20 protein-coding genes and 2 pseudogenes are annotated in these 20,813 nt (G+C 37.7%); 10 read left to right on the top strand and 12 right to left on the bottom strand.

Annotated features, from left to right (window positions below; translation table 11 throughout):
* Positions 1–5 precede the first annotated feature (5 nt).
* Positions 6–1,247 (top strand): Ig-like domain-containing domain, encoded by a 1,242-nt coding sequence (locus tag AAY42_RS01190; protein ID WP_139063602.1) that lies wholly within the window; start codon positions 6–8, stop codon positions 1,245–1,247.
* Between the two features lie 721 nt (positions 1,248–1,968).
* Here AAY42_RS01190 and AAY42_RS01185 read toward each other — a convergent pair.
* The 10 genes and pseudogenes from AAY42_RS01185 to AAY42_RS01160 all read right to left on the bottom strand — a co-directional run bounded on the left by AAY42_RS01185 (position 1,969) and on the right by AAY42_RS01160 (position 11,500).
* Positions 1,969–3,231, bottom strand: a complete 1,263-nt coding sequence (locus AAY42_RS01185) for a DUF5018 domain-containing protein (RefSeq protein ID WP_055392183.1) — start codon at positions 3,229–3,231, stop codon at positions 1,969–1,971.
* Positions 3,232–3,244: 13 nt separating this feature from the next.
* The gene (locus AAY42_RS01180) at positions 3,245–4,645 is read right to left on the bottom strand and encodes an outer membrane protein assembly factor BamB family protein (RefSeq protein ID WP_055392182.1); all 1,401 of its coding nucleotides are present in this window, start codon (positions 4,643–4,645) and stop codon (positions 3,245–3,247) included.
* A gap of 18 nt (positions 4,646–4,663) precedes the next feature.
* Positions 4,664–5,374, bottom strand: coding sequence for a fibronectin type III domain-containing protein (locus AAY42_RS01175; protein ID WP_055392181.1), 711 nt, complete (start codon positions 5,372–5,374; stop codon positions 4,664–4,666).
* Positions 5,371–9,222, bottom strand: coding sequence for an ELWxxDGT repeat protein (locus AAY42_RS01170; protein ID WP_055392180.1), 3,852 nt, complete (start codon positions 9,220–9,222; stop codon positions 5,371–5,373). Before AAY42_RS01170 ends, AAY42_RS01175 begins: the two co-directional genes overlap by 4 nt.
* A gap of 232 nt (positions 9,223–9,454) precedes the next feature.
* Positions 9,455–9,751, bottom strand: coding sequence for a hypothetical protein (locus AAY42_RS01165; protein WP_055392179.1), 297 nt, complete (start codon positions 9,749–9,751; stop codon positions 9,455–9,457).
* Between the two features lie 6 nt (positions 9,752–9,757).
* Positions 9,758–9,925, bottom strand: a pseudogene (locus AAY42_RS18655) (BfmA/BtgA family mobilization protein); the annotation flags it as partial.
* Entirely contained in the window at positions 9,888–10,007 is a 120-nt protein-coding gene (locus AAY42_RS18650; RefSeq protein ID WP_417935073.1) for a BfmA/BtgA family mobilization protein, read from the bottom strand. The pseudogene AAY42_RS18655 and the gene AAY42_RS18650, both read right to left, overlap by 38 nt.
* A 232-nt stretch (positions 10,008–10,239) precedes the next feature.
* Complete coding sequence (locus AAY42_RS18465; protein WP_245625652.1) at positions 10,240–10,383, bottom strand: hypothetical protein; 144 nt, start codon at positions 10,381–10,383, stop codon at positions 10,240–10,242.
* A gap of 9 nt (positions 10,384–10,392) precedes the next feature.
* Positions 10,393–10,554, bottom strand: a pseudogene (locus tag AAY42_RS18460) (hypothetical protein); the annotation flags it as partial.
* Positions 10,511–11,500 carry a site-specific integrase gene (locus tag AAY42_RS01160; RefSeq protein ID WP_245625574.1) on the bottom strand — a complete coding sequence of 330 codons (990 nt, stop codon included), beginning with the start codon at positions 11,498–11,500 and terminating at the stop codon, positions 10,511–10,513. The gene AAY42_RS01160 and the pseudogene AAY42_RS18460, both read right to left, overlap by 44 nt.
* Positions 11,501–12,081: 581 nt before the next feature.
* Between AAY42_RS01160 and AAY42_RS01155 the strand changes: the two genes are divergently transcribed.
* The 4 genes from AAY42_RS01155 (at position 12,082) to AAY42_RS01140 (ending at position 14,996) form a co-directional block, all read left to right on the top strand.
* Entirely contained in the window at positions 12,082–12,909 is an 828-nt protein-coding gene (locus AAY42_RS01155; protein WP_139063600.1) for an RteC domain-containing protein, read from the top strand.
* Positions 12,910–13,067: 158 nt separating this feature from the next.
* Entirely contained in the window at positions 13,068–13,370 is a 303-nt protein-coding gene (locus AAY42_RS01150) for a helix-turn-helix domain-containing protein (protein WP_055392177.1), read from the top strand.
* Positions 13,351–14,466 (top strand): hypothetical protein, encoded by a 1,116-nt coding sequence (locus AAY42_RS01145; protein WP_055392176.1) that lies wholly within the window; start codon positions 13,351–13,353, stop codon positions 14,464–14,466. The genes AAY42_RS01150 and AAY42_RS01145 overlap by 20 nt, the downstream gene beginning before the upstream one ends.
* The gene (locus tag AAY42_RS01140) at positions 14,463–14,996 is read left to right on the top strand and encodes an ORF6N domain-containing protein (RefSeq protein WP_245625573.1); all 534 of its coding nucleotides are present in this window, start codon (positions 14,463–14,465) and stop codon (positions 14,994–14,996) included. The genes AAY42_RS01145 and AAY42_RS01140 overlap by 4 nt, the downstream gene beginning before the upstream one ends.
* Here AAY42_RS01140 and AAY42_RS01135 read toward each other — a convergent pair.
* Positions 14,993–15,430 carry a hypothetical protein gene (locus AAY42_RS01135; protein ID WP_139063598.1) on the bottom strand — a complete coding sequence of 146 codons (438 nt, stop codon included), beginning with the start codon at positions 15,428–15,430 and terminating at the stop codon, positions 14,993–14,995. The genes AAY42_RS01140 and AAY42_RS01135 overlap by 4 nt on opposite strands.
* Before the next feature lie 149 nt (positions 15,431–15,579).
* The gene (locus AAY42_RS01130; RefSeq protein WP_055397661.1) at positions 15,580–16,212 is read right to left on the bottom strand and encodes an N-acetylmuramoyl-L-alanine amidase family protein; all 633 of its coding nucleotides are present in this window, start codon (positions 16,210–16,212) and stop codon (positions 15,580–15,582) included.
* Between the two features lie 199 nt (positions 16,213–16,411).
* Here AAY42_RS01130 and AAY42_RS01125 point away from each other — a divergent pair, with 199 nt between their 5' ends.
* From AAY42_RS01125 to AAY42_RS01105, 5 genes are read left to right on the top strand one after another with little or no spacing between them, the layout of a single operon-like run.
* Positions 16,412–16,699, top strand: a complete 288-nt coding sequence (locus AAY42_RS01125) for a hypothetical protein (RefSeq protein WP_055392174.1) — start codon at positions 16,412–16,414, stop codon at positions 16,697–16,699.
* Positions 16,699–16,983 (top strand): hypothetical protein, encoded by a 285-nt coding sequence (locus AAY42_RS01120; RefSeq protein ID WP_055392173.1) that lies wholly within the window; start codon positions 16,699–16,701, stop codon positions 16,981–16,983. The genes AAY42_RS01125 and AAY42_RS01120 overlap by 1 nt, the downstream gene beginning before the upstream one ends.
* Positions 16,970–19,387, top strand: a complete 2,418-nt coding sequence (locus AAY42_RS01115) for a TraG family conjugative transposon ATPase (RefSeq protein WP_055392172.1) — start codon at positions 16,970–16,972, stop codon at positions 19,385–19,387. The genes AAY42_RS01120 and AAY42_RS01115 overlap by 14 nt, the downstream gene beginning before the upstream one ends.
* On the top strand, positions 19,384–19,962 hold the full coding sequence (locus tag AAY42_RS01110; protein WP_055392171.1) for a TrbJ/VirB5 family protein: 579 nt from the start codon (positions 19,384–19,386) through the stop codon (positions 19,960–19,962). Before AAY42_RS01115 ends, AAY42_RS01110 begins: the two co-directional genes overlap by 4 nt.
* Before the next feature lie 3 nt (positions 19,963–19,965).
* Positions 19,966–20,805: a hypothetical protein gene (locus AAY42_RS01105; RefSeq protein WP_055392170.1), complete on the top strand. Its 840-nt coding sequence runs from the start codon at positions 19,966–19,968 to the stop codon at positions 20,803–20,805.
* Positions 20,806–20,813 lie beyond the last annotated feature (8 nt).

Genomic DNA, 20,813 nt, shown 5'->3' with positions numbered 1-20,813 from the left:
AAATCATGAAAAAAAAGCTTTTTATTTTATCAATTTTCACCCTCTTTATGTTCAGTTGTAGCAATGAGGACGATACCCCAGAACCAGATGCCGTACCAGAGGACCCTACAATGGAAGTGGAAGCATTGATGGTTACTTCCGTTAATGGTTTTGTCAGCACAGGACCTGATACGTTTCAGGTAACCGATTTGTTGGCCTCGTCAGGTACTACGGATGTACAATACTTCAGTCCGTTCTTTATCACCTTTTCCAAGCCTATGATTTTTGAGGGAGACAACTTAATTGGTGTCTTTCGATTGGAAGATGGGGAAATTGTGGCAGAGGTGCCGACAATTATTACCAGTGAGGTGAACACTGAAATAACGATAGAAGTCGAAGAAGCATTGAGGGGGGGAACCAACTATCAATTGATAGTCAATGAGGGCTATAAGGCCACTGATGGGGGAATCTTGGAGGATCCCGTCTTTGTTGATTTTACCACACAAGGGATACTGCCAGAACCACTGGGCATCTCAGCTGTGCAAGGTTTTATACTTAATGAAGTAGGGGGTATTGAGTTGGTCGATTTTGTAGCCAACGGTCCAGTTACCGATTTACTTAAGGATTCCTCAATTATCGTAAATTTTTCGGAATCGTTAACAGGCGATTTTCCGACCGACCCGCAATTTTTATCGCTTAGCAGATTGGAAAATGGAACGGCTGTTGAAGAGATTCCGTTCAACCTTTCCAGTTTTATAGACTTTGAATTGATAATTGAAACCCAAGATGTCTTGATTGCTGGAACTACGTACCGATTGGTGTTAAGTCAAGACTATCAAGCGGCTGATGGTGGTTTGTTGGGAGAAGACTTCTCAGTGGACTTTACGGTTAGGACGCCTAATCCTTTGACCGTTGTATCAATAGTAGCGGATGGAAGTAATACGGATGGCAATGTGTCGATAGCTATTTTGGCGAATACAAATACTATGGATGTTCCCGTAAACGCTGCTTTTACAATAACATTTTCTCAAGCGGTCTTGTCCGATTTGAATGCCGCTTCTTTTATAGAATTAGTGGTAAACGGCACATCGGATAGTGTACCCTTTGAGCTGATTGAAGATTTACAAAATAGTACCATCACTATTACACCTACTGAAGCTTTAATGGAAAATACAATGTATGACCTTAGAATTGCAGAAGGTACCGTTGACGGTGTGGATGGCACGCTCGAAAACGAAGTAACTGTTTCGTTTACTACCGAAAACTAAGTTTGAATTAGGTGCTATTTTTTCGAAAACCCCATTTGGTGAAATCAAATGGGGTTTTTATTTCAAAGATTGATTTGCTCCATTTTTTTCTTAGTCCTCTCTAATCATAAATTCCCCTAACTCTGGTTATAAGTAGTTGCGATTTTTAAGAGTACTATTAAAAGAAGGTTTTTTGAGACTATATTTGAAGTCTTCTGGTAAAATTTAGTCAAGTTTGATTACAACTTAAGGTCAAAAAACAGGATTTTTAAGTTCAAATCCAGATTTCCCGAGAACCCAATTCCGAAAAGTCCATTAATACAGAGCATTGGGATAGGTGCTAAAATCAGGTAACCGAATAGGTAACTTCTTGGTCGTCTTTAGGTAACTTTTAATTTGATATGGTTTGATATCATTTGATTGCAGAAAAACGAAAAAACACTGAAAATCATAGGATTAACAGTGTTTTGATACTGATTAAAATGTTAAAGTCGGGATGACAGGATTTTTAAAATCACCACAATTACATGAATATCAATATTTTACACAAATCAACCACACTGATTCACCGAACTCTACACTAGGCTCAAATCAGTACATTTTGTTACAAAATTTACGGGTGTTATGCTCTGCTAAAATAAGAAATAACTTGGATCAAAATATCCTAAGTCATCCAAACTATTCTGTGATATTATATAAATATATCATCCAAAATCAACTTAAACCAACAGTGTTCTCTCATTCAATCAAAAATAGCTTTTATCGTAGCACCGGCTCTTCTATTCGGCCCTAACAACATAATGGTCTTTTCCTCATCAACTCTACCATAATAAGATGGGAACAAAAAATAACCATCCAGAGTAAGTGTCAATAGAGTTTTGTCATCATTCACCATTAAGTCATAGTTACCCGAATTCGCAATAAGATACAGAGAACCATTTGAAGGTATAGCAATCATCTCAGGAAGGTTCTCTCCGGTTAACTCTAAAATATCATCTCGCTGATATAGGGTTTGATTTAGAGAAACTGGGTTAGGGACATTTTCAGCCACTAGATCTATAATACCTTCGGATTCTGCCGTAAGATTGTTATCCTCATAAATAATTTTGTAATTAGGGTTTGAAGGAATATCACTAGGTACTTGGAAATTTAGTGAATGAAAAGTGACAAACTCTTGGTCAGTTTTCTGAATATCGGTAATAATAAGAGGAAATTTATTTTGACCATCAAAAAGGTAAATTTTAGAATTCTCTCTTTCTATATCAAGAAATTCACCATGAACCACCATATCCGCTCCAGTATAAAGTAGCATGGGATTATTGCTAAAAATACCCACAATAGTACTAAAGCCAGTAATACGAGGCTTGTTTACTACAATTTTATATTCAACTTGAGCCCCATTTTCTGCGGTAACGGTGTATTTGTTGAGATTATTAAAATCTTGGGCAATATCACTCTCTGGAAATACTATGGCATGCTCGGAAATTTCAATACTCGGAACAATATTGCTAATATCTATTGATCCAGCATTGAAGCTTATTTCATTTAACTCGTCATCAATGTTTGCTTCTATAACTTGATTATTTAGAGTAATCTTAAATGAAAGAATTTCATTTGCATCACTTAAAGGTCTGTTATTTACATTAACCCTGTAAACATTGGGTTCTCCATTTTCTGCTAAAACGGTATAAGCTACTTCTTCCTCAAAGTTTTGTTCAACATCAGGTGACGGTGAGATTGTTGCTTTATCTGAATATTCAATTTTAGGACTAAGCGCTTTAATATCAGCTCCCGCTGTTTCAAAGGAAATCAACCTTATAGACTGATCAATGGTGCCAAGCTGTTCTTCCCCATTCAATATTAAATTGAATGACGTTATTAAGTTTTCGGTACTCAAGGGTTCTGAAACATACGGTTCAATTACCGTAATAACCTCAGGTTCATCTTTACCACAAGACAAAAACACAAAAAATATATAAAAGAAAAAAAACTGTTCTGACTTCATGATTTCATTGTTTTCAATTCCTTAAGCCATGCACAGATGGATAAATTATTTTATCCCCACTACCTATAACCAAAGTGAATGATTTTCCAATAATTTCTTCAGTATCAATCTGCCACTCCAATACACCGGTATCTGCTTTTACGGCATACAATTTTTTATTCCAATCCCCAATATAAACCACATTGTCGTAAACCACAGGCGATGAAGTCGTATTATTCTCTAAATTAAATTTCCAAATCAGTTGACCACTTTCTGCATTTAAACAAATTAACTCTCCACTTCCATTTTTAGAAACCCCGATATAAATTCTATCGTTTTCCAAAAAGGGAGATGTTTCAAAGGAACCTGAAGGCCTATAATTCCAGTTTTGATTTCCAGTATTTATATCAAAAGAATAAAGTTCTTGATATGTCCCCACTATAATATTATCCTCAAAAACTGTGGGAGAAGGAAAGAATGAATTGAACCCTCCTATACTCCAATTTTTCTCACCGGTATTTTTGTCCACCGAATAAAAACGTCCTATGTTATCTCCATAATAAATATTTTCATTGATTATTAAAGGATTGGTATTTATTCGAGGAGCTGCACTTGTTGGGTTTGGGTCTACTTGCCTACTCCAATCTGCAGTTCCGGTTACTTTATTGATGCCATATATATGATCATTATTTCTACTACAAACAAAAACCCTATTGTCATCAATGGTTAACGGTGCATAATAATTCAAGAAACTTCGTTCCCATAATTTTTCCCCGGTAATACGATCTACACAGTGTAAATTGGAATCTGAATCAAAGGCATAAATGTTGTTCTGGTCGGCAATTATATTTCTATATTCTCTATTATAATTTGCACTTGGTGTGCTTGTATAAACAGATTTCCCTGTCAAAATGTCCAATCCATTTATCCCATTAATACCAGAATAAATTACATTTTCAAAAACAGAATGTGTTTCAATAAAAGACGTAGGTTCTTTCCAAATAGCTTGTTTATTAAATAAATCAAAAGCTGTGAGCATCCCGTTAAATTCTGAATAAAATAGAATTTTGCTTTGCGGAGATTCAAAGTTAGAATTAGCTTCAACCGTTCCCCCATTCTTATCTGTAGCTATTACTCTAGCCGAATAACTTGTATTATATTGAAGTTGAACAGTTGCAATGGAAACCGTGTACTCATCAATGAGAACATTATTTACATAAAGACTGTAATATATTTGGTCATTATCGGAATCCTGAACATCTTCCCAATCGATAGTTGCAATATTTCCTTCAAAAGATACATCCGTCAAACTAAAATTTCCGGGGATTGAGTTTGGTTCTGGTGGATCCTCTTGCTCAATAACCGTTATAGGATCACTATCCTTACTGCAAGAAGCAACAAAAAGAACGAAGAATACATAATAAAAATACCTCATTGACAAATAGCTATTTTTCTAACTTTTAAAAATCCAGATATCTCCGATACTTTCACCTCCATTGCCATCTTTTACAACAATTTTCCAATAATAGGTTTTGTCTTGGTTTATGGAAATCTCATACGTTGAATCTTCACTATTTTCTTGTAGCAAACCAGGAGGTGTAGTATCTCCAAAATAGATATCGTAAAGAAGTGAATCCTCATCAACATCGCTTGAGGTCCATTCAAGCTGAACCATATTGCCCTCGACTTTAGAAAAAGCTTTTGGATTAATCAGTGCAGGACTGAAAGGCAAATAATTAATAATCCCTTCACCCTCCGTATAAAAATTCCATGAAGAAGAATAACTACTATATTCCCCTTCGCTATCTTTTGCCCTAATTCTCCAATTGAGTTGAACCCCCTTTTCAAGAGCAAATGTTACTTTTGTTTCTGACACCGTTGTCTTTTCTATTATATTTTCAAACTCATTGTCCTCGGCCAATTCTATTTCGTAAGAAATGGCACCACCCTCTTTGTCCGTAGATGAATTCCAGCTAAACTCCAAAGGGTTGTCGGAACAGAGCAAACCATTAGTAGGAAAAATCAGATTAGGAATGGTTGGAGCTGTATTTACGGGTTCTGGAGTTGGATCTGGCTGTTGCACGTTATCAGGGTTTTCACCTCCATCAGTTTTACTGCAAGCCTGAAACGTAAGTAAGCACAAGAAAAATATTAGCTTTTTCATTTCTTTATAATTTTAAGTGCATCTGAATTACCCGATCCAATCCTTATGTAATACATTCCAGAGGAAAGACTTTCCAAAGAAACTTTTAAGGTGCCATTTGTGACTTCGAGTAGTCCATATCGTACTAATTTCAAGTCTGAATTATATATACTTACATTAATATTCGGTGGAGGGTTTTCGTGCATATAAATATAGATATTGTCGGTAGTTGGGTTTGGTGCAAAAGTCATTCCCTCCGTTATTTCAATTTTTCTTTCAAAAACACCTTCACAAGGAAATTTAGACATTACTTGTACTAAATCACCTTGTTTAACTTCAACAGAAAATGAGGAGGACATGGTGGTAAGTTGCTCACTACCATTAACGGCAACCGTATAGGGGGCAGTTCCGGAAAACATCTCTATATTTTCCAATAACTTTTGATTTGAAATGGAAGAACTTGATTTTCCTGTTACTTGTTCGGCTTCCGCTATTTCAAAGTTGAAACATTTGATATAATCAGGTTCTTCGGCAATGGTAATACAAAGTTCATACTTTCCTGCATACAAATTCTGAATTATTAATTCAGTGGAGAAGTTATAATCATCGCTATTAACACGTGCAGTATAATCATGATTCTCATTGGCAGTAATCAATAATTGCCCGTTATTCTTATCCACACAAGTTACCCCTACAGTTTCAATGCTGAAATTATTCGCAGGAAGTTCAAAGACAACGGGGCATCCATCCGAATCAACAGCATATATTGGTAGGGTTTCAGGACATAAATCCCTATCGTTCATCACTCCATCTTCATCATCATCCAACTGACTTTGCGCACAACCATTTTCGTCTACGAATTCACCCGTTGGAGTATCAGGACATAAATCGAGTGTGTCATTGACACCATCTTCGTCTGTATCCAACACATCAGACTCTGAACATCCATTTTGATCGACAGTCTCATTAGGTAAAGTTGTTGGACATTGATCTAAGTTATTAGTTATGCCGTCATTATCATCATCCAGTTGGTTTTGAGCACATCCCACGCTATTTACCTCTATTCCCAATTCAGTATCAGGACATTCATCAAACAAATCAATTACCCCATCCTCATCACTATCTGTTAAATTACTCCCAGCTATTATATTTAAAGGATAGGCGGTATATATCTCACTTCCATTCTCTTCTGTTGAACCGTCGAAAAAAAGCCTATTACCCACTTTGGTCAGATTGTTAATAGAATTGGGAGCGGATGAGTTATTGGTAACATTGATGTCCAAATCGTATACTTCATCTGTCTCTCCTGTCGTCAGGTATATTTTTTTTGAATCAACAGTTTGCTTGAAAAACAAATTCCCATTAAAGCATTCCAACTCACCTATATAGTTGAAGACCCCTTCTTGTTCCGAAATTATTGGTACCGTACCTTCGACAGAACCATCTGTTTTCCAAAGTTCTTTGTCTGAAGAAAAACCCTCCTGAACTCCGAAATAAACGTTTCCCCCACATCGAAGAACGTTACCGATACCGAAATTTTGATAAGGGTGGTCGCTTCTATCCAAAAGCAAAATATTTCCTCCATACTTTCCATTTGTTTTCAATATGCCAATCTCATCGGTCAAAATATTCCCTCCATAAAAAAACAATTCCTCGTTCAAAATTGCACGATATGGAATATCATTATAGCCTATAGCCATATTTAAATTTTCAATGGTTTCCATACTTGGATCAAAGGACCAGAGATAAAAGGAATCATCACTAGAATCTAAATTTTGCGCTGCAAGTATAAGCCTATCGTCCAGCAATTCAATCATCTCTATTCGATCTAACTCAACCAATTTTATAGTTCCTTCTGATGTACCATCTGTTCTATAAAGTGCACTTCCTGTACCATCGGAAGCGGAAAAATAAATCATTCCATTATAACCAGTCAAATGCAGGGGATAGCTTCCAAAATGATTGCCAATTCCTTGGGCAATATCCGTAATCCTATAAGTACCGGATTCAGTCCCATCGCTGGTCCAAAGTTCTGATCCATATACTCCATCGTCTGCAATAAAGTATAATCTATCATTAATCACTGTAAATGTTTTTGCGTAAAATTCATTGTACATACTACTGGCGCTTCCAGGATTTATATCCTTTATCATTTTTGTTCCTTCCTGAGTGCCATCACTAATCCACAATTCATACCCATGTGTACCGTCATTGGCGCTAACAACCAACTTCCCATTAAAATCAATAAATTCGGAGTCTTCGTCGATACTTTGTCCATCCAAATTGATATCCAAGTATTTTGTTCCTTCAATGGTGCCATCACTGGTACATAGACCATAATAACCATATTCATTGCCCCGAAAGAAGAGTTGGTTGCCCACAGCAGTTAGCAATGATGGAATGACACCATAAGAACTATCTAAATCCTTAAAAAGAGAGGTGCCTGTATCAGTTCCATCCGAGGACCACAATTCTATACCATGGTGTTCTGTTTCCGCAGCGAAAAAAATCTTGCCATTAATTATAATAATGTTGTTTTCATGGGAGCTTATATTAGAAGCTGTTGCTTTTTCTGAAATAGGTTGGGTGCCTTCCAAAGTACCATCACTTTGCCATAAAATCCTATCATAGCCTGAACCATTACCAAAAAAAGCTACCGATTCTTTCGTATCATCATATGTTAAATTTGACACAGCGACTTCTTTCAAGAATTTTGTGCCCTCAGTTGTCCCATTACTTATCCAAAGACCATTTTCTTCCCCAGCATCGGTTGCATAAAAAAATGCGCTTGAACCTGAAAAGACAATGTCAAAATTATAGGGGTTTATCCCAGAAGCAAAGTCAGGAGCTATATCTTTCAGTATTTTGGTGCCTTCCTCAGTTCCATCGGTGACCCAAAGTTCATTTCCTGATAGACCATCGTTTGCCACAAAAATAAGACTGCCATTAATTGCACCACCAGTCATTTGCGTATTGCTAGAGCTGCCATCGAATTGCTGATTTATATCCTTTAAAAGAAAAGTGCCTTCTGCACTTCCATCACTTTTCCACAATTCCGATCCATTGATTCCACTGTTTGCAAAAAAATAAAAGCTATCTTCTAAGACCTCATATCCACCTGCGTAAGTAAAAGCGCTTACATCACCCTCATTTATGTCTTTAAACCATGTTGTACCATCCGAAGTACCGTCTGATTTCCACAATTCGGTACCCAGTTCTTCGGTGTAGGCCTTAAAAAAAAGACTTCCCTCAAAAACAAAGAAGTCAAATGGAGAACTGTCTTGGTCTCCTTCGTTAATATCTTTGAGGACATATGTTCCCTCCGAGCTACCATCGCTTACCCATAATTCAAACCCCAACATTTCATCATATGCTCCAAAATAAATGTTATTACCAAACATTTTTATATCCCTAATGGAATCGTCCTGGGAAATAGACAAACTTCTATCCGTAAGTTGAAAAGTTCCTTCCTCAGTGCCATCGCTAACCCATAACTCTTTTGTTCTATTGTTCGCTTCAGCAACAAAAAAAACCATATCACCTGCTGGGTATATCAAACTAATGTCTCCCTTGGGATTTGATGTAGCAAATAGATATGCTTTGTCCACAGTTCCATCTGTAAACCATAATTCATCATCATCAGCGGTAAAATAAAATCCATTTTCCGACCTTGTGAATCTTTCAGGATCACCATCGTTCGAGAACTTCAATTCCAGTAACTCAGCATCAAGTGTTTGGCCAATTGCAACAAAAAATGGGAAAATGACAAGAAGTAAAAAGGGAGTGTATAGTTTATCAATCATTTCTATTGGTTGTTCGTTGATTTCAATCCCTTGGGATATCCAGACAATGGTAGTTTTTTTTTTCAAAAAACCAAATTAATTTAGACATATCAGCAATAAATAACCTCATAATGCATCTATTTCTAAAACATTTTATATCAACTTACTCTAATTCAGAATACTAAGATTTCAACAATCTATTAGATTTTTTTAAAAGTGTTTTATTATTCTCAACGATGAGCAAGCAAAACGCAGTTTTGCGCTGCAAATACCCCAAAACTTACACAAACTAATACTACTGAGCGAGGCATCATTTTTTTTAGTAATCCCTTCTCATCATCCTCTTAAGGCGTCCAATTTCATTGGCACTCGTTTCCATACTCCAATATGGTTTCCCGAACCTCGGCTTTACCAATTTTATTTTCAATAGGAAGTTTAAAATCTCCGTTTTTTCTCTTTGATGCTTTTCCTTTAACTGGTTTAACTGCTCCTTTGGTATCATTCCTTCCAATTTGTTCCATTCCTCTTTCGTGAGCTTCTGAAATATCTTCTCGACCCTCTTAGGTTCCCTCTTCTTCTTAACGATTTCATTTTGCCCAAAAAGTGCCAATAACATTTCGTTAGTGGGTAATGTTTGTGTCTTTTCTATATCCCTTACAATGGCGATGAGGGCATTTATCCTTTTCCTCGTCTTTTCACCATCATCATTTATCTGTTTTGGGAATCTGCTTGTTAAAGAAATTCCATGCCACTCAAAAAAAGTCCATGACCGCTTCCAAAGTTTCGGAATAGGACTTGGTCATTTTCCTTGAAAATCGTCGAAACCTCTTTATAGTTCTATAGTGTAGTCGTATGGTTCCAAATCCGTCCATTTTCTCGTTTTTTCCTTGCAATTGTCACAATCCAAAGACCTATCTATGAGACTTATATTGCCAATTGTTACAATCTGAATTTCTTTTTCTTTTTTCGAATTTTTTATAAAGTATTGATATTCAATTTTTTATATGTAATTTATAAATCGTAACGTCGCTTTAGCGCGTTACCCTCTTGCTTTTCCGAATTTGGCCGTTCCACTATCAAATCCAGAAAACATGAAATACCTTTTCACATTTCCTGATATGGTATTTCTTTGGTACTGCTTTTGGTTTCCATTTTTGCAATAAGGTTTTTCATGTCCTCCTCCCCTACTTTTCTTTCCAAAACCCTTGCATAAATCTGAGTGGTGGTCAGTTTAGTATGTCCCAGCATCTTGGATACGGTTTCAATTGGCACTCCATTCGACAAGGTTATTGTAGTAGCAAAAGTGTGCCTTGCTGTATGGAAAGTTATGTGCTTATGAATACCACAGGCTTTGGCTATTACCTTTAAATATGAATTAGTTTTGACTACTAAATACAGGAAGAAGCTTTCCCAAAACATCAGGTCTTGCATCTTTTCCGTACTTTTCCAGAATCTCTTTTGACATTGGTAATAGTGGAATCTTGACCGGTTCATTGGTCTTTTCCCTTTTGGTATGTATCCAGAGGTTTCCGTCGATTCCTAGAACCAACTGTTGGGATTTCAATTCCTTGACATCTATATAGGAAAGCCCGGTATAACATGAAAAGAGAAATACATCCTTTACCTTTTTATAGCCAGCACCACTGAAAGTTGTTTCCTCAATAAGACGAAGTTCCCTTTCGGAAAGGTAGCTTCGTTCTGTTTTGTGAAAGTTGAGTTTGTAATTCCGAAATGGGTCTTTTGCCAACCATTCAAGTCTTACAGCAAGGTTTACCATCTTCATGAGCCTTTCCAGATGTTTCATGGCCCCATTATTAGAACAGGTCTTTCTCGCTTTTTTGGGTTGATAAGTCCTGAGATATTGCTCAAAATCCAAGATGAATTTATAGCTCAACTGTTTCAAATAGATGTAGGGGAGCTTCAATTTCTCTTCCAAGAACTTATGCAGATACCTTTCTGTTGAATAGTAGTTCTTCATGGCACCCGGTCGAAGTACCAATACCTGGGTCCTGTTATGGTATTCTATAAGTTCTTTTAAAGTTTTGTTTTGGTCGTCCTGTCCCAGAAAACGGGCCTTGATAGCCTGTGATGTAATAACTTTCCCTTCACCTAACAGCTGTTTATGTGAGTCCATTAGCTGCACATAGACCTCGTCCAGATAACTGTTTAGGAGTCGTGCTTTCTGTGAAAAGCCAATGACCCTACCCCGTGTTTCATCCCAATCATTCACCGAAACGTAGCGTTTTAAACTGATTTCCGCCCGTCTTCCATCCACGGTTATCCGTGCATAAATGGTAAGCCTTTCTAGATTGTTTGTGTGGTCTCTGGTAAAAATGAGCACCTTTAATGTACTGTTTTTCATCATGATACAGGTCTTTAAATGAAACAATGGTTGTTTGCAAAGACGACCCTAAATAACCTTATATGCTATCAAAATTATGCACAAGGAACGTACCAATTCATTCACCGAACTCTACACCTTTTATATGATTTTAGATGATATCAGATGAATGCAATAAAAATGAAAAGCACTGTCAATCAGTCAGTTGACAGTGCTTTGATATCCACTGAAAAGTGGTTCGTCGGGATGACAGACGTCGAACCCTAATCGTATATCCCTTTAAAACCGGGCTTTTTTACTGTTTTTGATTTTTTTGTTCCCGATTTGTTCCCTTTTTATATGATATAACTTGTGTTAAATTATATTCCAAGATACAAAAACTATGAACCAGAAACAACTTAAACCTCCGGTAAACTCACTGAAAAACACCGTTTGCTCAATGCTTCTTTGAACTCTTCTACAATTTTTATAGCTTTTATAATTAACAAGAATTAAGGCACAATAATTGATGTTAATTTTTAATATGGTCTGACCTTTAATTAAGCATAGCCCCAATTCAATAATGCTTGGACCTACAATGGTTACTAACGCTCAAAGGTCAGCTTATGGAATTACAACTACTATCTCAGGAACTTTCGGAAGAATTGGCAAGAATCCAATCAATTACCAAGGACGTGGTCAAAAGAAGTGATTTGTCCATCGTTCTCTGTCGAAACCTATTGATCAAGTTTAAAAGGCACATCGCTAAAATCAAATTCCTCTCCCCCACTGAAGAGATTCATTTTTTTAAGCACGTCAAACAAATACCTCTGAACAATCTGGTGTATTTTTTTGAACTCAAATCCTTTGAAATACACTTTCCAAAAGGAAGTGATTCCTCAAAGGAAAAGTATATCAACAGAAAACTTAAGAAGTTAAATGAGTTTTTCTCCCGTAACCTCGACTTTATACAATACATCGACCAGGAGAAAACTTATTTGGACACCCATTACTTTACGAGGGAGTTTTTCGATGAATTCAACATTACTCATGCCCGTTATTATTTTAGGGATCCTGATTTCAGCACCTCCCACGATCTGTTATTGGCCAAGTTAAGTGCCAATCGTAGATTAATAGCTTATATGGACCAAAGGTTATCTAACATTGGTGAACTGAATGGCCATGTAGTTACTCCCTCAAACCGTTTAAACTGGACCGGGAGCAAGACCGATATGACGGAATTGGCCTACGCACTGAAAAGTTCAGGGGCAATCAACCAAGGTAGGGCCAGTATTCGGGAGATTACCAAAGCATTGGAGCGAATATTTCATTTTAGGAGCGGAGACCCATATCAAAACTATCGGGAGATACGAATCAGGAAAAAGAGCCGCACCAAATTCTTGGATGACCTGACCATCAGTTTACTCTCTGATTTGGACAAAGCAGACGAATAAGAATTACTCTGTCACTTCCTATTCAAGATGTTAAAATTTCACCCTACCTGGGGAGGACTGGTGATTTTTTTTCTTCAAATCTATTCAAGTTTGTACAAAGAATGTCAAACGATACAGATTGGGTGCAAATAAAAATCCAATCCTAAAAAAGAATAGCTATGCCAGCAAATATCATTACTGCAGATGATTTAAAGGAGTTCAAAGAGGAGCTCGTTACAGAAATCAAGGAACTCTTGAACAATTACGATCGCATTACAATTGACAAATGGATCAAATCTAACATTGTCATGAAAAAATTGGGCATTAGCCCAGGTACTTTACAGAACTTCCGAATCAACGAAACCATACCTTTCTCCAAATTGGGAGGTATCATTTATTATGATGAGGAAGAAATCGACGAGATTTTAAAGAACAACAAGAACTTCTTTTTAAAGAACCGAAATGATAATCGCTACATATAACATCCAGAACATTTTTTACCGGGACAGGGTACTGATAAAGAAGTACCGGGAAGAAAACCGTGAATTATGGGTCGAGGAATTTGAAAAGTTGATGCTCAAGGGCATGCGTACCAACGAAGAATTTAATCGAATGCGTGCTTTATCCCAGCTATTGGGTTTTGAAGATTCCCAAAACAGCCCTTACCTGACCATGATGCACAATTCAGGACAATTGTTTTTGAAAAAGAATGTCAATTCTGGAGCCAATAAAGCAACACATCTAACAGATTGGAACGGTTGGATCAAACTAAATTCCAAACCGATAAATGAGGTCGCCGTTAAAAACAAAGCCAAAGTCATAAAGGAAGTCTCACCGGACATACTCATCTTACTGGAGGTTGAGGACAGGGCATCCCTATTTGAGTTCAACAAGTATTTTTTGTCCAATTCATATGCCCATGTTCTCTATTTGGAAACCAATGATTTTTATGGAAGGGGTATCGGGGTTTTGACAAAAGTTGGCTATCAAGTGAAGTCAATGAAATCCCATGTCAACGATTTTGATGAAAATGGTAATCCCATTTTTGATATGGATTTGCAAGAATACAAAATCAGCACTCCTAGTGGGGCCATTGTAAGTGTCTTGTCCACATGTTTTTTGGATGACTCCATGAATTCAGGTCAGACAAATACTAAAATTGAAATCCAATCCCAAAGAATAGCTGAAATATATGAAGAGCTTAGTGAATCGAATAACCTGATTGTGGTTACCGGCACACTTAACCTGCCTTCATATAGCCACCACTTGTCAGCACTAACTGAAGGAACTGATTTAAAGGACATCTCTAAACATCGATTTTTTGAAGTAGATCTGGACAAAGGGAAAGATTCCGATTATTATCGCCTGGGAGCCTATAAAATGGGAGTCAACATAAAACAACGGGATTATTTGATGCTCTCAACCAAATTGTTTAGATCGGTAAAAAATTGTGGATTGGTCCGTAAAGGAATCTGGTTTAAAAAACGGCCGCAATGGAACATACTGAAAAGCATAAAAAACGAAACCCATATGGCCAGTGAACATCCTCTAGTATGGTCTCAACTAAAAATTGGATGAAAATGGAACTACAGGCCATACAAACTAGAATTTATGAAGTACGGGGTCAAAAAGTGCTTCTGGATTTTGATCTTGCCATGCTATACGGAACCGAGACCAAAAAATTAAAACAGGCCGTTAGACGGAATTTAGCCCGTTTTCCATCGGATTTTATGTTTGAATTGACGAAAGAAGAGTACATGGCTTTAAGGTCACAAATTGTGACCTTAGACAATGAAGGCAGGGGTAAACATAGCAAGTATAATCCTTTTGCTTTTACAGAACAGGGCATAGCAATGTTAGCTAGTGTATTGAGAAGCCCACAAGCGATTGAAGTAAACATACAAATTGTAAGGGCCTTTGTGTTCTTAAGAAAATACGCATTGTCACATAATGAACTTACCCGAAAATTGACCGAATTAGAGGCCAAATACAACAAACAATTCAAGGACGTTTTTGAAGCCTTAAACTATTTGCTAAAAAAAGACAAAAATGAAATAGCGCAAAGTAAAAGACGGCCAATCGGGTTCAAAAAGAACCAATCTGATTAACCCACCAATTCGTAAACAAACCTACTCTTTGCATCACCTATTTTCTGAATCAACTCCATCTTTACAGGTTTTATAATGCTAGGAATACTTTCCAAACCTTGCAGATACACTGCTAATTCTTTTTTTGTATCAAACTTTGCCCCATTTCCATCTTTTCTTAATTCCTGTAGGCATCGATGGGTGCCATTTCCTATCCATGCAAGAGAACTTAGCGGAATGTTGAAAAAGACCTCACATCGGATTTCCATGTGGTCATGATCGGCCACGCTGTAATCTTTTCCAATAGCATTATGGAGTTGAACACAGTGCTGTAACAGAGCATCCAAAAACCTTCCTTCTACATCCGCTTTTATTGGTTTTAATCCATTTTTCAATTGTCTAAAATTGTCCAATTGTCGTAACGGACTCGGTTTTGATTCAATCTTAAATTTCATTGTTCTTCATTTTAGGGTTATTGATTCATTCCAGTTTTTCAAAGAATTCATTCAATCCTTGCTTTAAAAATTGATGTAATTCATTACCAACAACAATTAGTATTTGTTTCAGTACTTTAAATAAGTTCCAAAAAAGTTCTTTCATTATCTTAAAGTTTAATGGACATCAGCAGTGCCAATGCCAATGCGTCAATGTTCTTTTTCAATTCGAGATGGGTGGATTCGTCCTTATTGGACAAAAAGCCAAGCTCTACCAAAACTGCCGGGCTTATCGCTATTGACTCTCGTAGCACTTGGAAATTTGCGCTTTTCATACCTCTTGTCCGATAGCCCAATTTCTCAACTAGGGTATCGATAATGGAATAACCTATGCTGCTCGACTTTTTTTGATTTTCAGTGTTTAAGCTTGTTTTACTGTGTAAATAGACTTCTATTCCTGTGGCTTTTTCGTTCTTGGCATGGTTGCAATGCAACGATATGAAAAGGTCAGGCTGAAGTGCTTTGACCAATTTGGTTCTATGACTCAATGAAATAAGAGTGTCATCATATCGTGTTAAGTATAGGTTGTAAGTATTATCAAGTAGTGTTCGGTTATACATAAGCATTGCCTTGGCAATGGCCAAGTTGATATCCTTTTCTTTACTATGATTGGTTCCTATGGCACCAGAGTCCGTTCCTCCGTGTCCAGCATCGATAATAATTACCTTTTTCTCCTGTGAAAACAGTGTGTTGACAGGGACTAAAAAGAGAACAATAAGCAGTGTATTGAACAGTTTCATCATATCCGTGTTTTTCAATATCTCATTACACAATTTTTAAAGATTTCCTTCTATACATAATTATCCAACAAAATTTAACGGCCAAACCCGTTAATATTTTTGATTTTTCAGCCTTTCCCTACAATCGCTTATAGATTTCGCAAAAAGTAAGTTCTAACAAGGTCACTCTAAACCATTTAGGGGGCCATAAAACGCAAACGTTATGAAAAAAGCGATGTATCTAACGTGGGCAATGCTCCTGATAAGCCTACCCACATTTGCACAGATTGGAGGTATTGAAGATTCCGTCAATGATGTTTCCGATACGATTCGAGCCATTTTTCCTTTGCTGCTCGGCGTCATTTTCCTTATCGGGTTCCTATTCAATGCGGGACATTTCTTTGGGGAAAATGCAGACCTTAAAAAAGGGATTACCCGTGTACTTGTCTTTGTACTTATCGCAGGTGCCGTAGTAGGCATATTTACCTATCTCATTGGAATCGTAGTATAATGAGAAAGTACGAGGTATATAAGAACATTCGCAAAGGGGCTATGATATGGGGGCTTCCCATATCACTCTTTGCAATGATGATGCTCTCCATATTGGCTTCGCTACTGGTCATCATTTTTTCATTCAGTTTGGTGGTAATCCTAGTGGCTACACTTTGGAACGGCACTATGTACATTGTGCTTACCAAAATAGCCCGTAAAGCCATTTCGCTGAATTTCCATACGGTGTTCCCAAAAATTATCAGCAATAAAAAAGAAAACCTGACGAATTATGTCAATTATTAATATAGCCACATACAATCCCATTATTGAGATACAGGACAATGTCATCTTTGCCAATAATGGTAATGTGATAGCCTGTTATCAAGTGGAACTGCCTGAAGTCTACTCTCTGTCCGAGAAGGATTTTGAAGATTTGCACAGCACTTGGTTTCAGGCCTTAAAGTCATTGCCCGTAGGCTCTGTTATCCATAAGCAGGATGTATATCTCAAAAAGGCATTCAATTCAGAATACTTGCCAAATGCTACTTTTTTGGCAAAGGCCACCCATGACCATTTTAAAGGAAGGGAATATATCGAACATAAATGCTACTTGTTTTTCACTTTGGTGCGGAACAAAACACTGAACAACCCCAAATATGTCAATCCCTTTAGAAAAGTCAGTAAAGGGATTCATCAAGAATTAAATCAGAATGTGCATAGTTTCATTGGCTCGGTCAATGATTCCATTACCTATATCAACAACAGCCGAAAAATGTCGATACAACCTCTTGACAAAAAGGAAATCCTCGAACTGAGCCGTAATTTTTTCAACGGCTTCAACTTCGGATATGATACCGATATGCTTTTGGAAAAGTCCAAAGTGACGATTGGGAACCACCATTTTGATGTATTGGCGGTCAATAGTGAAGTCTGCTTTGGAGAGAGCGTCCAGACCAGTAAAATAAATGAGCGTTTCACTTCGGATGATTTTGTATTTCACCAAGGCTATATCGATGGTCTGGGGCTTTCCTTAAATGAAAACCATATCGTCAACCAAATTATTTATCTGGATGATAAGCAGAAATGGCGCAAGCTGCTGGACAAGAAAATAGAAGAGCTCAAAAAGAGTTCAAATTTTGGAACGCAGAACAAAGTCATCCTTAAAAAGATTGAGCATATCGTCGGTCAAATCAACGACGACGATAATGCCAGAATCATAAGAGGGCACTTGAACATTATATATTGGACTCGAGAAGCTCGAGGACTGGAAAGCATAGGTTCCCGAATAAAATCTGAGTTTAAGGAATTGGACATTACCCCATATTATCCCAGGGGGGAAGAACGTAAAAACTATATCCTGAACAGCTATCCTTGTTTTGCATCAAACTTTTCCAATGAAGACGTATATGTAACCGACCTAAAACACGCGCTATGCCTTTATCTGAACAATACCAATTACAGAACAGATAGACAGGGTATTATCTTTAATGATCGTGAACACAACATCCCAGTATTAAAAGATGTTTGGGATGAACAGAAGAAACGTATCAAAGCGCGCAACTTTGCCATTTTTGCGCCAACGGGAGAGGGCAAATCCTTTCTGGCAAACAACATTCTACGGCAATACTTTGAAATGAATGTGCGCTTGGTGATAATAGACCTGGGTGGTTCATATACCAAGTTTGCCAGTCTCTATCCCGAACAGTATACCGTATTACGCTATGAAAGTGGAAAGAACCTTGGTATCAATCCTTTTTATATATCAAATCTCCAAGATGTTAGTCCTGAACGATTGGAGGATTTGTCTGTGTTTCTTTTTGAACTCATTGGAGAGGGGACCCAACCAAAAAAGGAACAGTCCGTTGCGCTAAAGAAGATACTTCACGCTTATTATAAAGATAGGGGCAATGCCCCGCACTCCCTCGATAGTTTTTACACCTATATCGAATCACAACGGGAGGATTTATTGACAAAGCTCCATATCCATTCAGATTACTTCAATGTAGAAGGGTTCCTGCACATTTTATCGGAGTATGTGCGGGAAGGACTGTACAGCTTTCTATTTGAAACTAGCGAAGACCAATCCTATAAAATCGAGGACAAGCGCCTCATTGTTTTTGAGTTGGATGAGGTGAAGGACAACAAGGAAATCCTTTCTGTAATGCTTAAACTGATAAAGACGGCCATACAGCGTACCATTTGGCAAAACAAGGAAGAAAAGGGGATTATCCTGTTCGATGAGTTTGCCAAACAATTGAAGTTTGAGAATGTACTGGAATCAGTGGAATTCTATTACCAGGCCATTCGAAAACAAGAAGGTGCCATTGGTATCATTTTACAGTCCATCAACCAATTGCCCGACAATTCCACATCAGCGAGTATTCTGGAAAATACACAGGTCATCTACAGTCTTAACAACGAGAAAGGCTATGATGAATTAAAAAACAGGCTTAGCCTGTCCAGCCATGACCTCAACCAGCTGAAATCCATAAAAAACAACCTGTCGGGAAAACGTAAGTACACCGAGATTTTTATCAAAATCGGGAAAGAAAGCAACATCTTTCGATTGGAAGTACCTCAAGAAGTATTTTCTGCGTACCTCACCAACGGCACGGACAACGAGGCCATAATGGCCCTTTATAACAAGAGTGGTTGTATGGAGACAGCCATTAAAGAATTCATTCATTTAAAATCAAAAGAGTTATGAGAAGATTCATTTTTATGTGCCTTTTGGCACTCGGAGCTTTTTTAGTGCCTGCACGTGCTACGTGCCAAGGAATGCCAGTGTATGATAACACCAATTTTATCACGCTGGGCAAGCAAATTATAGAAGCTGCAAAACAAACCGAAAACTTAATCAAGACGGTTGAGTTTATGAAGCAGCAAAAAGAACGTATTGAAAAGGTGAGCAATGTGGTAAAACAATTGAAGGCGGTACGGGAACTTGCCCGTAACAACGAACGCCTCTTTGATGTGGTTCGAAACGATGTGCGCAATATTTTAAACTCCCCGTACATCAAACCCGAAGAAATCACTAGGGTATCGCAATCCTTTGAAAGCATCATTGAAAATTCTTTGGAGGATTTGGATTTTGTGCAACAGATACTTTCCAGTGACTATCTAAAAATGACCGATGCTGAACGGGCTGAGGTATTAAAGGAACGGGAAACACGCTCTAAGGAAATGGTCGCTGAGATAGAGCGAAAGACCAAGCGGTACCAAGACATCATTTCCTTCCGGGAAATGCAGGACAAAATCAATAACAGGGCTACAAACTATTAAACGATGCAATTGGTTATCCCATTAGTAGGAGGATTGGAGTATGTGGACGCTGTCTTTCAGACCATAAAGGACAGTGATTTTCTACAATATACTATCGTGGGGATGAAAGCCCTCGCCATCCTATTCTTTTTAATCAACATTCTCAAAAAATACAATGAGGGTGTTGCTAATAGGGATGGGTATACCTGGGGGTTGACCCCAACAGAATTGATAAAGAATTTCGTCATTGTCATTCTGGTCATCTTTTCCAGTCAGGTATTGGAGGTATTTGACAACATCTTGGTGGCCATTGAAGGACAGTATCGAAATACGGCTCCAGCATTATTGCCTTTGCAATTGCAGGATGTGGAAATTGAACAAGATACAGGAGGACTCGAAGCCGCTAGTAAAGGGCTGGCCTTGTTGTTCGAGTCATTGAGTTCCCCTTTGTTCGGTCTAAAAATACTGGCCTTTATTCTGAGCGTGTTCCTGTGGTTGCTCGACCTGTTCATTTACCCTTTGTTTCTGGCAGAACGGTTTTTCCTGCTAGGGATAATGCAAGCCTTTTTTCCGTTGGTAATAAGCCTTGCCGTATTCGAGAAGTTCAGGTCGATGGCCTATACCTTTTTCAAGTTGTATGCTGCTGTATATATGCTCGTTCCCGCCTTTTTTCTGGTGAATGTATTTGTCAATGCCTTGTACACGGAGTTTACCACTAATTTTTGGGTAAACCTGTTCGGCTTTGATTTTGGAAGCTCATTTTTTGCACCCATCATTGAATTGGGTACGATTGGCTTTATCGTCTTTTTGAAGTTCAAACTGTACAAGCGCGCCACCTCCTTTACTTTTAAACTTTTCACATAAAAAATAGC

Source organism: Flagellimonas eckloniae (genome assembly GCF_001413955.1).
GTDB lineage: Bacteria > Bacteroidota > Bacteroidia > Flavobacteriales > Flavobacteriaceae > Flagellimonas > Flagellimonas eckloniae.
The sequence above is the reverse complement of the archived record's forward strand: the minus strand, read 5'-3'. Positions and strand labels throughout refer to the sequence as shown.